We start from the raw sequence: 14,150 nt of genomic DNA, 5'->3' as shown, positions 1-14,150 counted from the left end.
AGGCCCCATCACTGCGGTTCGGCGCTCCGCCGAGCCGCAGTGATGGCCTTCCAGCTACTCGCGCATTTTCTGTTTCAACTTCACTTGTGATCCCACGCCTCCCTGCGTACCGTTGAAAACTTTTCTGGTCGAGATCCCGGAGTTTTCCTCGATGCGTATCGCTCATTCCCTGTTGGTCGCCGCCCTGCTGCCGCTGTTCGCCGGTTGCCAGTTGCTGGCCGACCAGCCGGAACCCGTCTCCACCGCCGGCATGACCCGCCTGCAAGGTGAACTCAGCGCCGCCAATGGCCAGTTGCTGTTCAAGCCCTGCACCGAAAGCCGCCGCTTCGTCATCAAGGACACCGGCAACACCAGCCTGTTGCAGGAGGCCGTAGCCCTGGCCAACACGCCCGGAGCACTGTTCGCCGATATCCGCGGCACCCTCGCCGGCAGCCAGAACGCCGGTGCCGACGGGCAGTTCAACGTGCACCAGGTCTACCGTGTCGAACACGCCGCCAACGCCTGCAGCGACCCGAACTTCAAACGCCTGACCCTGCGCGCCTTCGGCCACGAGCCGGACTGGAACCTGAACATCAGCGGCAAGGGCATGGTCCTCGACCGTCCGGGCCAGCCGCCCTTGGCGCTGCCGTACCTGGAAGAGCAACTGCCGGAAGGCCGCATCAACCTGAGCACCGAGGCCAACGGCCAGAAGATCGACCTGTGGCTCGCCCCACAACGTTGCGTCGACAGCGCCACCGGCGGCATCAGCCACCTCAGTGCGCAATTGCGCCTGGACGGCAAGACCCTGAACGGCTGCGCCTACTACGGCGGCTCGCGCAACGACTGACAGCCGGCGCGCATTCAACCTGAGTGCTCGCGCGGTGAAACCTTTATACTCGGCGGTTTGTGTAAAGCCGCCGGCCCCTCCATGGCCGGGATACTGGACCCTGTCATGCTACGAATTACCGAACTGAAGCTGCCGCTGGATCACCCCGACGAAGCCCTGCGCGACGCTATCGTGCAACGCCTGGGCATCAGCGACGACCAGTTGCTGGACTTCACCATCTTCAAGCGCAGCTACGATGCGCGGAAGAAGAACACCGAACTGCTGTTCATCTACGCCATCGACCTGAATGTCCGTGATGAAGCGGCCGTACTGAGCAAGTTCGCCGACGATCACAACATCGGCATCGCTCCCGACGTCACCTACAAACCCGTGGGACCAGCCCCCGAGGGTGGCCTTGCCGAGCGTCCGATCGTGGTCGGTTTCGGCCCCTGCGGTATTTTCGCCGGCCTGATCCTGGCCCAGGCCGGGCTGCGCCCGATCATCCTCGAGCGCGGCAAGGAAGTCCGTCAGCGCACCAAGGACACCTGGGGCCTGTGGCGTAAAAGCGAGCTCAACCCGGAGTCCAACGTCCAGTTTGGCGAGGGCGGCGCCGGCACGTTCTCCGACGGCAAGCTGTACAGCCAGATCAAGGACCCGAAACACTACGGCCGCAAGGTCCTGCACGAGTTCGTCAAGGCCGGTGCGCCGGACGAGATTCTCTACGTCAACAAGCCGCACATCGGCACCTTCCGCCTGACCGGCATGGTCGAGAACATCCGCGAGGAAATCGGTGCGCTGGGCGGCGAAGTGCGCTTCGAACACAAGGTCACCGACCTGGTGATGGACGACGGTCAACTGACCGGCGTGGTGCTGCAGAACGGCGAAACGCTGCATTCACGGCATGTAGTCCTGGCACTTGGTCACAGCGCCCGCGACACTTTCCGCATGCTGCACAGCCGCGGCGTGTACATGGAAGCCAAGCCGTTCTCCATCGGTTTCCGCATCGAGCACCCGCAATCGCTGATCGACCAGGCTCGCCTGGGCAAATACGCCGGTCACCCGAAACTCGGCGCCGCCGATTACAAGCTGGTGTACCACGCCAAGAACGGCCGCTCGGTCTACAGCTTCTGCATGTGCCCGGGTGGCACCGTGGTTGCTGCTACCAGCGAACCGGGCCGGGTGGTCACCAACGGCATGAGCCAGTACTCGCGCAACGAACGTAACGCCAACTCGGGCATCGTCGTCGGCATCACCCCCGAGCAGGATTACCCGGGCGGCCCGCTGGCAGGCATCGAGTTGCAGGAACGCCTGGAGTCCCTCGCCTACGTGCTGGGTGGCAGCAACTACCAGGCGCCGGCGCAACTCGTCGGCGATTTCGTCGCCGGTCGTCCGTCCAAGGCCTTGGGCAGCGTCGAACCTTCCTACAAGCCGGGCATCAACCTTGGCGATCTGGCCCCGAGCCTGCCGGACTTCGCCATCGAAGCCATCCGCGAGGCCCTGCCGGCCTTCGACCGCCAGATCAAAGGCTACAACCTGCCGGATGCGGTACTGACCGGCATCGAAACGCGCACCTCGTCGCCGCTGCGGATTACCCGCGACGAGACGCTGCAAAGCCTGAATCTGAAAGGGCTGTTCCCGGCCGGTGAAGGCGCAGGTTATGCCGGCGGGATTCTCTCCGCCGGTGTCGACGGGATCCGCATCGCCGAGGCCGTGACCCGCAGCATGCTGGGTCTGACCGAGTAATCACGCCTGACGCGACGGTTCGGGGGTGCCGAGCCGTCGCGACAAGCGAGTCAAATCCCTTCGCGCAAGACCGTCTCGGGCAGCGCTTCGCCCCGCTCGACACACCCTGCCACCACCTCGATCAACGCCTCCAGTTGATAGCCCTGCGCCTTCAACCACTGCTCGTCGTAGTAGGTCGTCGCATAGCGTTCGCCGCTGTCGCAGAGAATCGCCACGATCGATCCCGCCTCGTCTGCCGACTTCATCTGCAATGCTGCCTGCAACGCCCCGATCAGGTTGGTCCCACTGGAACCACCGACCCGCCGCCCCAGCCGACGCGCCAGGTAATGCATGGCCGCCAGCGACAAGGCGTCCGGCACTTTGACCATCGCATCGATCACCGCCGGCAAGAACGACGCCTCGACCCTCGGCCGGCCAATGCCTTCGATCCGCGACCCGCAGTCCAGCCGCAAGTCGCGGTCACCGGTGCGGTAGCAATCGAAAAACACCGACCGCTCGGCATCGGCACACAACACTCGGGTGGCGTGGCGCCGATAGCGCACATAACGCCCCAGTGTCGCGGTGGTGCCGCCCGTACCAGGGCTGGAAACCAGCCAGCTTGGCTCGGCATGCCGCTCGAAACGCAATTGACTGAAGATCGACTCGGCGATGTTGTTGTTCGCCCGCCAGTCGGTGGCGCGCTCGGCATAGGTGAACTGGTCCATGAAGTGCCCGCCGCTTTCCCGTGCCAGCCGTTCGGACTCGGCATAGATCTGTGTCGGATCTTTCACCAGATGCGGCTGCCCACCGTAGAACTCGATCTGGGCGATCTTCTCCCGCGAGGTCGTGGCGGGCATCACGGCAATGAAGGGCAGGCCCAGCAAGCGGGCAAAGTAGGCTTCGGAAATCGCCGTCGAACCGCTGGAAGCCTCGATGACCGGGGCTCCGGGCCGCAACCAGCCGTTGCACAACGCATACAGAAACAGCGACCGCGCCAGCCGATGCTTGAGGCTGCCGGTGGGATGGCTGGACTCGTCCTTGAAATACAGATCGACCTCGGGAAAGCCGGCCATCGGCAACGGAATCAAGTGCGTGTCGGCGCTGCGCTGGAAATCGGCCTCGATGATGCGGATGGCTTCGCGGGCCCAGGTGCGGTCATGGCTCATAGGGGGTTCTCAAGCGAAAGGACTACAGCACGCTAACACAGGATGTGTAGCGCTTTAAAAATCACGAGCGCGCCTCAAATTACAAATCCGGTTTAACCAACTACCGTCCACATAAGCCAATTCCTACATGCCAATCGGAAAACATCGACGAAACTGAAACGATCGAAATTACTTATAACAAAAAAGAATATAGTTTTTATTTTAATGAATAACACAAAGGGTTAGGGTGGCCGGCCTTTTGCACATTTGATGGGAGGAAGCGATCTTGCCTCTTCGTAGCACATTCACTCGTTTCTTTCAGTTGGAAGCCGCCAGTGGCCTGTTGTTGATCGCTGCCGCGGTCCTGGCCCTGATCATCAACAATTCACCACTGTCCTGGCTCTACAGCGGGCTGCTGGAAGTCCCGGTGGCGGTCCAGGTTGGCGCGTTGAACATCGCCAAGCCACTGCTGCTGTGGATCAACGACGGCCTGATGGCGCTGTTCTTCCTGCTGATCGGCCTGGAGGTCAAGCGCGAGGTGCTGGAAGGACAACTGTCCAAACCGTCGCAAGTGGTACTGCCCGCCGCCGCCGCAGTGGGCGGCATGGTGGTGCCAGCGCTGATCTACTGGTTCCTCAACCGGGACAACCCCGCCGCCATCGCCGGCTGGGCGATTCCTACCGCGACCGACATTGCCTTCGCGCTTGGCGTGCTGGCCCTGCTGGGCAAGCGGGTGCCGGCCTCGCTCAAGCTGTTCCTGATGACCCTGGCGATCATCGACGACCTTGGCGCCATCATCATCATCGCGCTGTTCTATTCCGGCTCGCTTTCCAGCCTTTCGCTGATGCTGGCCGCCGCCTGCTTGTTGGTGCTGATCGCCATGAACCGGCTGGGGGTGGTCAAGCTCGGTCCGTACATGGTGGTCGGCCTGATCCTCTGGGTCTGTGTGCTGAAAAGCGGGGTTCACGCGACCCTGGCCGGGGTCACCCTGGCGTTGTGCATTCCACTGCGCACCCGCAATGCCGAGACCTCGCCGCTGCGCAGCCTTGAACATGCCCTGCACCCTTGGGTCGCGTACGGCATCCTGCCGTTGTTCGCCTTTGCCAATGCCGGCGTATCGTTGGCCGGCGTGACCCTGGAAAGCTTCACCCACACCGTGCCCATGGGCATCGCCCTCGGCCTGCTGGCGGGCAAGACCATCGGCGTGTTCGGCCTGACCTGGATCGCCATCAAGCTGGGCATGGCCGCCCTGCCCAGCGGCGCCAACTGGGGACAGGTCCTCGGCGTGGCGATTCTCTGTGGCATCGGCTTCACCATGAGCCTGTTTGTCGGCTCGCTGGCCTTCATGCCGGGTAGCAGCGAGTACGCCGGCATGGACCGGATGGGCATCCTCACCGGTTCGCTGTTTGCCGCACTGATCGGCTACGGCATCACTGCCCTGTGCAGCCGCAAGGCCCAGGCGAGCTGATCCACGGCTTTTCAGGCAGCAATAAAAAACCCCGAACGGCGCGAGCCGTGTCGGGGTTTTGTCTTTCTGGCGTTGCCGATCAGTGGGTGACGCGGCTGGTGCCATCGACGGTCACGATACGCACGCGCTCGCCGACCCGGAAAATCTCGTTTTCCTGAACCTGCTGTACATAGGCGCGCATGCTGCCATCATCCTCGCGAACGGTGACTTCCACACCCTGGGTACGGGTCAGCCCTTCTTCGGCGGCAGAACCGGCCAAGCCGCCGGCGACCGCACCGATCACTGCGGCGACGATGCTGCCGCGACCGCCACCGATGGCGCTACCGGCTACACCACCGACCACCGCACCGGCGCCACCGCCGATCGGGGTTTTGGTGCCTTCGATTTTCACAGGGCGCAGGGATTCGATGGTACCCATGCGCACGGTCTGGACGCGGCGTGCCTCGTCCCGAGAGTAGGAGTCGCCGGACAGGTTGGAGGCACAACCACCCAGCAGCAGCGACATCGTGGTGAACGATGCAACCAGCAGAACAGACTTACGCATAGGATCATCTCCTTAAGACAGGTGCTCATTAGACTCCGCACATTGACGACTGTCACGACACGCACCGGATAAAATTGCTTCCATTCAGCTTGGGTACAGGCAGCACACCTGGAACTGTCAGAAGGCTCGGTTAACAAGGATAGACATGGATTACTTCATCATCGCCGTCACCACCGTGGCCGGCCTGTATTTTCACGGTTGGCTGTACGTGCGGATCAGGCGCTGGACCGACCGGGACCTGGCCCTGTCGTTTGCGGGGAAGGATGAGCAAAAACGCGAATTCATGCTCCAGCGGCTCGAAGCCGCCAAGGCACAGAAGGTCAAACGGAAGGAGTTGGCGGCCTGGCTGGAACGCGAGGCCGCCGGATACAGCGTCGGTTAAGGCGCCAGCCGCTCACGCAGCCAGGCGCCCTGCTCCAGGCGGTAGTTGAGGCGGTCATGCAGACGGCTCGGACGGCCCTGCCAGAACTCGATACGCTCCGGCAACAGGCGGTAGCCACCCCAGTGCTCGGGGCACTGCGGCTGGCTGTCGCTGAAACGCTGTTCGGTCGCCTTGAGCAGCGCTTCAAGCTCGCCACGATCGGCGATCACCCGGCTCTGCGGTGATGCCCAGGCGCCCAGGCGACTGCCCAGCGGACGCACCTGGTAATAGGCATCGGACTCTTCCGGCGAAACCCTCACCACCTTCCCTTCGATACGCACCTGGCGCTCCAGGGTCGGCCAGAAGAAGGTCATGGCCGCGTACGGATTGGCCAGCAAATGCTGACCCTTGGCGCTCTCGTAGTTGGTGAAGAAGGTGAAACCCTGCTCGTCCAGGCCCTTGAGCAGGAGAATGCGGCAATGCGGACGGCCGTGCTCGTCCACGGTTGCCACGGTCATGGCATTGGCTTCCACCGGGGCCTGTTCGGTTTTCACCGCGTCGGCGAACCATTGGTGAAACAGCGCAAAGGGCTCGCTCGGGGCCTGGGCTTCGGCCAGGCCGTCGCGGGTGTAGTCACGGCGCATATCTGCCAGCGTCTGAGTCATCTACAGCGTTCCTTGAGGATCAGTTGGTCTTCGCAGGGCTGTTGGCCGCAACCTTCTTGGCTGCGGGCTCGGCTTTTTTCGCAGCCGGTTTGGCTGGTGCCGCTTTCTTCTTGGCCGCGGTGTCTTTCACCGGGGCGGCTTTCTTCGCGGGAGCCGCTTTGGCCGGGGCTTTAGCCGCGGCCTTGGCGGCCGGCTTGGCCGCAGGTGCTTTCACCGCGGGCTTGGCATCCTGGACAGCGACCAGCGCAGCCGGGCTTGGGGTTGGCTGCTGGTACTTGGCAAGCAGCGCCACCATGGTGGCTTGCGGGGTCAGGATCATTTCCACACGACGGTTCAGCGAACGGCCCTGCTGGCTGTCGTTGGCTGCCCGTGGCGCCACCGAACCCAGACCGCGCAGGCCCAGGCGATCACGTTGCAGGCCGCTGAGGCGGAAGATCGCCGCCACCGATTGGGCACGCTCCTGGCTCAGCTTCTGGTTGACCGCGGCGGCGCCGCTGCTGTCGGCATGGCCGAGAACCAGGACGGCGGTCTTGGTGTCGGTTTCGACGATCTTGGCCACCCGGGTGATCGGGCCGAGGGTGACCGGCAGCAGCATGGCCGGACGATCCGGGTTGTAACCGCTGTCCACCGGCAAGATCACCACCAGCACGTCTTCACGGCGCTCCAGTTCCAGTTTGCTGTCCTTGACCGCTTCGCGCAGGCGCGGCTCGTAAGCGTCCAGCCAGGCCTGGGTGGCTTTCACGTCAATCTTCGGTACCGCCGCCGCTGCGACCTCTTTTTCTTCGCCACCACCAAAAGGCCACCACCAGCTACCGCCCTCGGACTTGGCTTCGGACTTGGCGACTTTCTCGGTCACGGCTGCCTTCACTTCCTGATCGGCGACCTTGTCCGAGCCAAAAGGCCACCAGCTATGACCGTTGTCGGCGGCGTCTTTCTGGGGGTTCTGGGCGCAGCCGGTGATGGCCAGGCACAGGGCAAGAGCTAAGGTTTTATGTGAAGACATCAGCGATACACCATGAAAATGAAAGAAAAAGTACGTGGAATGCAGAATAGCCAACGGGCCTGATGAGTACAGAACCAACCGATCAAAGGCACGCTTTCAGGACCCGCACCAGTTTCTGCGCACGGGGATCCATGAGGATGTAGGGGCCGAGGGTGTTGGTGACGAAGCCGAAGGCAACGTCATGCTCAGGATCGGCGAAACCGACCGAACCACCCGCGCCCGGATGCCCGAACGCACGAGCGCCGAGGCCGAAGGTGGCGTTGGCCACCGTCGGCTGGTCGAGCATGCAGCCGAGGCCGAAACGGGTACGGGTGAGCAGGGTCTTGTCTTCGCCCAGGCTGTGTTCGCGGGTCAGTTCGTCAAGCAGTTCGGATTCCAGCAAACTGCCATCGAGCAGCCCGGCGTAGAAGCCGGCCAGGCTGCGGGCGTTGCCGTGACCATTCGCCGCCGGCTGCTGCATGCGCCGCCATTCGGGCTTGTTGGTGCTGGTGAGGATTGCCGGCGGGTTGGTGAAGGCCCGGGTCGACAGGGCCTGCGGCTCGCGCATGGTGACCTGAAGCAGGCGCTGCGCCGCTTCGTCGCCGAGGTTGCCCTTGCCGCGAGCGATATGGGCGACGCGGTGGAATTCCTCGTCGGCGAGGCCGATATGAAAATCCAGCCCCAAGGGTTTTGCCGTACGCGCAACGATCGACTCGCCCGGGCCCCGGCCATCGGCGCGGCGGATCAGCTCACCCACCAGCCAGCCATAGGTGATCGCGGCGTAGCCATGCGCACTGCCCGGCGTCCACCACGGCGCTTCAGCGGCCAGGGTGTCGACCATGGTTTGCCAGTTGTAGAGGGCTTCAGCGGGGAGCAGTTCGCGGATCGCCGGCAGGCCGGCCTGATGGCAGAGCAGGTGGCGCAGGGTTACCGACTCCTTGCCGGCCTGGGCGAACTCGGGCCAGTAGCGCGCAACCGGCGCGTCGAGTTGCAGCTTGCCCTCGCCCACCAGTTGCAATGCGGTGACCGCAGCAAACGTCTTGGTGCAGGAAAACAGGTTGGCGATGGTGTCGCTGTGCCAGGCCTCCTGGCCGTCCTTGTCGGCGCTGCCGGCCCACAGGTCGAGGACTGTCTCGCCACCGACCTGGATGCACAACGCCGCACCGCGCTCCTGAGGATCGTCGAAGAGGGCCGCGAAGGCCTCGCGTACCGCTTCGAACTTCAGTTCGAAATGACCCTGAATCTGCACCCGACGACTCCTGCGCGACCTGCCTGAAAAGTGGCGTGCATTGTTTCAGCACGCGACGGATTTGGGAACAGACACGGGTCAGACGGCAGCATCATTCATGTAAGGCTCAGGGTTTGCCCGGCTCGCTCGCCGGTTGCCGGGCCGGTGCGCTGCCGACGATCTCTTTCTCCACCTGCAGGTTGGCCTTGCGCACCTGTTCGACGAAGCCCTGGAACGGCACGTCGGTAATGCCGACCAGGCCGAAGTGGCCGTTTTCGCCATCGAGCAGACGTCCGCTGGCCGGCTGGTCGGCAAACTGGAACCAGTGCGCGCCGACAATGCTCGGCTCGGACAGCGCCGCCTTGAGGAACGCCGTGTAGGCCGGGCCGCGATCTTCTTCGCGGGCGACTTCCATCGGCCCCGGCCAGAACGGCCCGCGATCGCGGGAACCGAAGTGGAACTCGGAGACCAGCACCGGCTTGTCCAGCGCCCGCAGTTGGGCGAAGTCGTAGCCGTCCTGAGGTTTCGGGGTATAGAAGTTGAAGCTCAGCACATCACAGTATTGGGCACAGGCCGCCACGGCCTCCGGGGTGGTAACGGCGAAGCGGCCGCCCAGCAGCAGTTGGTTCGGCGCATGCCACTTCAGCGCATCGGAGATGGTCTTGAAGTAGGCGTCGGCGAAGGTGCGCTGGAAATGCTTGAAGTCCGCTTCGATTTCCGGGTGTTCGGCGCTTGGCAGCGGCGGCTCGAAGCCCGGGTCTTCCATCAGTTCCCAGGCGCTCAACTCGATGCCCCAGGCCTTGGACAGGCCTTCCTGGTTACGGTACTTGTCGCGCAGTTGCTTGAGGAAAGCGCGCTTGGCCGGCACGTCGGTGGTCAAGCGCAGGGTGCCGTAGGCCAGGCCATAGCGCGACTTGGGATCGTCTCCCGGCGCGGCCCAGGCCAGCTCGTTGTCGGCGAAGTAGCCGATCAGCCACGGATCATCCCGGTGATCGCGGGCGGCAATGGCCACCGCACGTTCGGTGGCCATGGCGAAACGCGGATCGAACGGGTCGGGCATCGCGCCCCACCAGTCCATGCCGGTGCTGATGCTGGCGTAATCGCCGACGATCGCCAGCGGCAAGGTGTAAGGCAGGCGCTGGGCATGGCCCAGGTCGGGGTCGCTCCAGTTGCCGAGGGTGTTGAAGCCCCAGGCCTGCAAACGGTCGAGGGCGTGAGTCTGCCAGCGGCCGGCGTCAAAGGCCACCGGCGGGCATGGCGCGGCGGGTTGCTGCCCGGTTGCCGCGGCTGGCGTGCAGGGTTTGCCATAGGCGCGTTCGAGGTTGGCGGCATAGAAATCAAACCAGCGGCCCTGGTTGAAGCCGCGGCCCTTGGACGAGGCATTGCCGTCGTTGTTGTTGCCTTCACCGTAGAAGGCCGCCAATGGCGAATCCGACGCCGGCAGCCCGCTGAACATCGCTTCACGTCCGGCGACATAAGTGCGCCCGGGTTCAGCGTTCACCGCGTTGACGCCCAGCGAATAGAACGGATGCCCCTCCGGCGTAACCAGGTACCAGCGACCATCACGTTTGACCGTGCGGAAGAAGCCCTTGGCATCGAAGGTCTGCCCGCCGGTCCAGCCGCCGAAGCGGTCCAACGGCTGCTTCTGGCGTTCGGCCAGCCAGGTCTTGAGTTGTTGCTGCTCTTTGGCGGCGGCGCTGCGCAGTTGCTCGTCGCTGCTGACCTTTTCCGGCCAGCGACCTCGGCTGAACTGGCCATAGCCATCGATCAACTGACTGTACGCCGCCTGCTGTAGGCGCTCGTCGTCCTGCACGTTGATGCGTTCGATCAACACGCTCTGGGCGACATTCGGCTGGTTCATCGACAGGGTGACTGAGGTGACCTGGCTCAGGTCCAGCTCGCCGGCGCTGCCGGTCAGGATCAGACGCTGGCCTTCGAAGGTCCAGGGCATCGGCGGGCCGGCGCGCATGCCCTGGCTCAGCGGCGAACTGGCCTGAAGCGGGATCAGCACGGTCTGTGCCGGGCCGGCTGGCAGGTCGATGCGGCTGGTGAGGGTTTTGCCGTCGGCGCTCTGGATTGTCACGTTGACGGTCAGGGCCCAGTCCATCCCGCTTTGCAGGCGCAGGGTCAGGGCCTTTTGCGCGGACCAGTCCCAAACGCCGGTCTGCGGACTCATACGCAGGTTGGGGCGCTGCACCGGATTGAACACCACTCGGCGCAGCACTTCGCCTTCGGCCGTCTGCTCAGCGTTGTACTGCGGCAGGCTGGCCTCCTCGGTCGCCACGTTTACCACGGAGGTGGGGCGCACAAAGTTGAACAGCGTCTGCTGCGCGGCCAACAGTGGCGGGCAGAACATCAGCGCGAAAACGGCGGGAAGGGTACGGCGCAACATGGGGCTCGAGTTCTCCTTGAAGGACCCTTGCGGGTCTTGGGTCCGGTGAATAGACAGCGAGAAATACAAAAGATTTTCAGCGCCTGATCGCTGCGGCCTGGCGGGACGCCGAAGCGCAGCGATTGGCCTCAGGAAATTTCCCGACGAAACGGCGGCAGCGCGTTAAGAATAGCCTTGCCGTAGCGTTGGGTGACCACGCGGCGGTCAAGCAGGGTGATGATTCCGCGGTCCTCTTCGGTCCGTAGCAGGCGACCGCAGGCCTGGATCAGTTTCAGCGACGCATCCGGCACGGCGATTTCCATGAACGGGTTGCCGCCGCGCGCCTCGATCCATTCGGCCAACGCCGCTTCTACCGGGTCATCCGGCACGGCGAAGGGGATCTTGGCGATCACCACGTGCTCGCAATAGGCACCCGGCAAGTCGACCCCTTCGGCGAAGCTGGCGAGGCCGAAGAGCACGCTGGAATCACCGCCATCGACCCGCGCCTTGTGCTTGTTCAAGGTTTCCTGCTTGGACAGGTTGCCCTGGATGAACACCTGTTTGCGCCAGTCGCGGTCCAGGCCGTCGAACACGTCCTGCATCTGTTTGCGCGAAGAGAACAGCACCAGCGAACCCCGCGAACCTTCCACCAGTTCCGGCAGGTCGCGGATGATCGCCGCGGTGTGGGCGGCGGCGTCTCGCGGGTCGGCGCGCAGGTCCGGCACCCGCAGCACGCCGGCATCGACGTGGTGGAACGGGCTCGGCACCACCGTGGTGACCGCCGCCCGCGGCAAACCGGAACGCATGCGGAAACGGTCGAAGGTGCCCAGCGCGGTGAGTGTCGCCGAGGTCACCAGGGCGCCGTGGGCGACGCTCCACAGATTGCGCCGGAGCATCTCGGCGGCGAGGATCGGGCTGGCGTTGACTTCGATGTCGAACAGCGCGCCGCTCTCGGCCAATGTCAGCCAGCGCGCCATCGGCGGGCTGTCTTCCGGGTCTTCGGCGGTGAAGGCGGTCCACAGTTCCCAGTTGCCCTGAGCGCGGGTCAGCAAGGTGCCGAACAGCGGGTACCACTCCTCGGCCTGGTGGCTGGCGATGCCGATATTGACCTCGCCATCCATGCCTTCCTTGAGCAGGTCGGTGAGGCGGGAGAACAGGTCGTTGAGACGGGAAAAGCCCTTCTTCAGTTCGATGCCGATCTCGCGGATATGCTCCGGAATCACACCGCCGACGAAGCGATGCCGAGGCCGCTCGCGGCCTTCCAGGTCATCGCTGGGACGGAAATCGGCGACCTGCTCGCAGGCGCTGAACATGAATTGCTGCTGATTCTTGATCTCCCGGGCCAGCTCCGGCACCTGCTCGATGAACTTGCCGAGGTCACCCGGCAGCGGGTTCTGGGCCAGCAACTTGGTCAGGTTCTTCGCGGTCTGTTCCAGCCAGTCGGCGGTGGAGCGCAGGCGGCTGTAATGGGCGAAATGGCCGATGGCCTTGTCCGGCAGGTGATGGCCTTCGTCGAAGACATAGATGGTGTCGCGCGGATCGGGCAACACCGCGCCGCCGCCCAGGGCCAGGTCGGCGAGGACCATGTCGTGGTTGGTGACGATCACATCGACCTTGCCCATGCCCTCGCGTGCTTTATAGAAGGTGCACTGGCCGAAGTTGGGGCAGTGGCGGCCGGTGCACTGGCTGTGGTCGGTGGTGACCCGCATCCAGTCCTTGTCTTCCAGGGCCATGGGCCAACTGTCGCGATCACCGTCCCAGCGGTTGCCGGCAAGCTTCTCGATCATGCTGTTGAACAGCTTCTGGCTGACTTCATCGACCTCGATCTTGAAGCCTTCTTCCTCGAACAACTGCGCCGTGGCGCTCTGCGCGTGGCCTTCCTGCAACAGCAGGTCGAGCTTGGACAGACACAGGTAACGGCCGCGCCCCTTGGCCAGGGCGAAGCTGAAATTCAGGCCGCTGTTGCGCATCAGGTCGGGCAGGTCCTTGAAGACGATCTGCTCCTGCAGGGCGACGGTCGCCGTAGCGATGACCAGGCGCTTGCCAGCGGCCTTGGCCGCGGGGATCGACGCCAGGCTGTAGGCCACGGTCTTGCCGGTACCGGTGCCGGCCTCGACCGCCACCACGGCCGGGTCGCCAGAGCGCCGACCTTCGTCGTCGCAGTCGATGTCGCCGAGCACCTTCGCCACTTCGGCGATCATCAGGCGCTGGCCATAACGCGGTTTGAGGCTCTTGGCTTCGAGAAAACGGGAGTAGGCGCCCTGAATCTGGGACTTGAGTTCGTTACTGATCATGGTCTCGGGGCGCCCAAAAGGCTGGATAAATTTTCAGTGTTTCGAGTGGGCCGGCTATCATACCCCGCTATTGCCCTTTGCGCCGAATGGAGTGCCCGATGACCGCCTACGCCCTTCCCTACAGCCTGCATGTCCTGGCCGCCATGGTCTGGGTCGGCGGCATGTTCTTCGCCTGGATGATCCTGCGCCCGGCGGCCGCCACGGTCCTCGAAGGCCCGCCCCGGCTGCAGTTGTGGCTGGAAGTGTTTCCGCGTTTTTTCAGTTGGGTGTGGATCGCCGTGCTGGTCCTGGCAGTCAGTGGCGTGGGCATGCTGCACATGCACTATTCCGGCTTCGACCATGCGCCGCGCCATGTGCAGGTGATGATGGGCGGTGCCATCGCCATGTTCGCCCTGTTCATGCGGGTGCAGAGCCTGTTGCTGCCTGAGCTGCGCAAGGCCGTCGAGGCTGGCGACTGGGCAGCGGGCGCCGGTGTGATGGGTCGCATCCGGCGCATGGTGGGGATCAATCTGTTGCTGGGGATTGCGGTAATCGTGGTGGCGGCGTCGCGGTTGTCGTTCTGAGG

Annotated in this window: 12 protein-coding genes; 5 read left to right on the top strand and 7 right to left on the bottom strand. The window is 64.0% G+C overall.

The window, feature by feature from the left end:
* Positions 1-151 precede the first annotated feature (151 nt).
* Both CKW37_RS06965 and CKW37_RS06960 read left to right on the top strand, forming a co-directional pair.
* Positions 152-826, top strand: coding sequence for a COG3650 family protein (locus CKW37_RS06965; RefSeq protein WP_095154941.1), 675 nt, complete (start codon positions 152-154; stop codon positions 824-826).
* Between the two features lie 105 nt (positions 827-931).
* On the top strand, positions 932-2,548 hold the full coding sequence (locus CKW37_RS06960; protein ID WP_095154940.1) for an NAD(P)/FAD-dependent oxidoreductase: 1,617 nt from the start codon (positions 932-934) through the stop codon (positions 2,546-2,548).
* A 50-nt stretch (positions 2,549-2,598) separates the two neighbouring features.
* Here the strand turns inward: CKW37_RS06960 and CKW37_RS06955 are convergent, their stop codons facing one another.
* The gene (locus CKW37_RS06955; RefSeq protein WP_095154939.1) at positions 2,599-3,693 is read right to left on the bottom strand and encodes a PLP-dependent cysteine synthase family protein; all 1,095 of its coding nucleotides are present in this window, start codon (positions 3,691-3,693) and stop codon (positions 2,599-2,601) included.
* 265 nt (positions 3,694-3,958) lie between these two features.
* Between CKW37_RS06955 and nhaA the strand changes: the two genes are divergently transcribed.
* Complete coding sequence (nhaA, locus tag CKW37_RS06950; protein WP_095154938.1) at positions 3,959-5,140, top strand: Na+/H+ antiporter NhaA; 1,182 nt, start codon at positions 3,959-3,961, stop codon at positions 5,138-5,140.
* Positions 5,141-5,219: 79 nt separating this feature from the next.
* Here the strand turns inward: nhaA and CKW37_RS06945 are convergent, their stop codons facing one another.
* Positions 5,220-5,684, bottom strand: a complete 465-nt coding sequence (locus tag CKW37_RS06945) for a glycine zipper 2TM domain-containing protein (protein WP_095154937.1) — start codon at positions 5,682-5,684, stop codon at positions 5,220-5,222.
* 145 nt (positions 5,685-5,829) lie between these two features.
* Here CKW37_RS06945 and CKW37_RS06940 point away from each other — a divergent pair, with 145 nt between their 5' ends.
* Positions 5,830-6,066, top strand: coding sequence for a hypothetical protein (locus CKW37_RS06940; protein WP_095154936.1), 237 nt, complete (start codon positions 5,830-5,832; stop codon positions 6,064-6,066).
* On the opposite strand, the gene pdxH is transcribed toward CKW37_RS06940, so the two are convergent.
* The 5 genes from pdxH to dinG form a co-directional block, all read right to left on the bottom strand.
* Positions 6,063-6,710 (bottom strand): pyridoxamine 5'-phosphate oxidase, encoded by a 648-nt coding sequence (gene pdxH / locus CKW37_RS06935; protein ID WP_095154935.1) that lies wholly within the window; start codon positions 6,708-6,710, stop codon positions 6,063-6,065. The two genes, CKW37_RS06940 and pdxH, sit on opposite strands and share 4 nt — an antisense overlap.
* A 19-nt stretch (positions 6,711-6,729) precedes the next feature.
* A complete protein-coding gene (locus CKW37_RS06930) occupies positions 6,730-7,713 on the bottom strand; it encodes an OmpA family protein (RefSeq protein WP_095154934.1) in 984 nt (327 codons plus the stop codon).
* 82 nt (positions 7,714-7,795) lie between these two features.
* Positions 7,796-8,941, bottom strand: coding sequence for a serine hydrolase domain-containing protein (locus CKW37_RS06925; protein WP_095154933.1), 1,146 nt, complete (start codon positions 8,939-8,941; stop codon positions 7,796-7,798).
* A 106-nt stretch (positions 8,942-9,047) separates the two neighbouring features.
* A complete protein-coding gene (locus tag CKW37_RS06920; protein WP_095154932.1) occupies positions 9,048-11,312 on the bottom strand; it encodes a beta-galactosidase in 2,265 nt (754 codons plus the stop codon).
* 128 nt (positions 11,313-11,440) lie between these two features.
* Positions 11,441-13,585, bottom strand: coding sequence for an ATP-dependent DNA helicase DinG (dinG, locus tag CKW37_RS06915; RefSeq protein WP_095154931.1), 2,145 nt, complete (start codon positions 13,583-13,585; stop codon positions 11,441-11,443).
* A gap of 98 nt (positions 13,586-13,683) precedes the next feature.
* Here dinG and CKW37_RS06910 point away from each other — a divergent pair, with 98 nt between their 5' ends.
* Complete coding sequence (locus CKW37_RS06910) at positions 13,684-14,148, top strand: CopD family protein (RefSeq protein ID WP_095154930.1); 465 nt, start codon at positions 13,684-13,686, stop codon at positions 14,146-14,148.
* Positions 14,149-14,150 lie beyond the last annotated feature (2 nt).

The sequence above is a fragment of the Pseudomonas sp. Irchel 3E13 genome, assembly GCF_900187455.1.
GTDB lineage: Bacteria > Pseudomonadota > Gammaproteobacteria > Pseudomonadales > Pseudomonadaceae > Aquipseudomonas.
Note: the sequence above shows the minus strand (reverse complement) of the source record. Positions and strands in the feature narration are given on the sequence as shown.

What these genes read in the sequence shown, in the direction of transcription:
- CKW37_RS06965 (WP_095154941.1), top strand. Translation starts at nt 152, where the DNA reads ATGCGTATCGCTCATTCCCTGTTGGTCGCCGCCCTGCTGCCGCTGTTC.
- CKW37_RS06960 (WP_095154940.1), top strand. Translation starts at nt 932, where the DNA reads ATGCTACGAATTACCGAACTGAAGCTGCCGCTGGATCACCCCGACGAA.
- CKW37_RS06955 (WP_095154939.1), bottom strand. Translation starts at nt 3,693, where the DNA reads ATGAGCCATGACCGCACCTGGGCCCGCGAAGCCATCCGCATCATCGAG.
- CKW37_RS06945 (WP_095154937.1), bottom strand. Translation starts at nt 5,684, where the DNA reads ATGCGTAAGTCTGTTCTGCTGGTTGCATCGTTCACCACGATGTCGCTG.
- CKW37_RS06940 (WP_095154936.1), top strand. Translation starts at nt 5,830, where the DNA reads ATGGATTACTTCATCATCGCCGTCACCACCGTGGCCGGCCTGTATTTT.
- pdxH (WP_095154935.1), bottom strand. Translation starts at nt 6,710, where the DNA reads ATGACTCAGACGCTGGCAGATATGCGCCGTGACTACACCCGCGACGGC.
- CKW37_RS06930 (WP_095154934.1), bottom strand. Translation starts at nt 7,713, where the DNA reads ATGTCTTCACATAAAACCTTAGCTCTTGCCCTGTGCCTGGCCATCACC.
- CKW37_RS06920 (WP_095154932.1), bottom strand. Translation starts at nt 11,312, where the DNA reads ATGTTGCGCCGTACCCTTCCCGCCGTTTTCGCGCTGATGTTCTGCCCG.
- dinG (WP_095154931.1), bottom strand. Translation starts at nt 13,585, where the DNA reads ATGATCAGTAACGAACTCAAGTCCCAGATTCAGGGCGCCTACTCCCGT.
- CKW37_RS06910 (WP_095154930.1), top strand. Translation starts at nt 13,684, where the DNA reads ATGACCGCCTACGCCCTTCCCTACAGCCTGCATGTCCTGGCCGCCATG.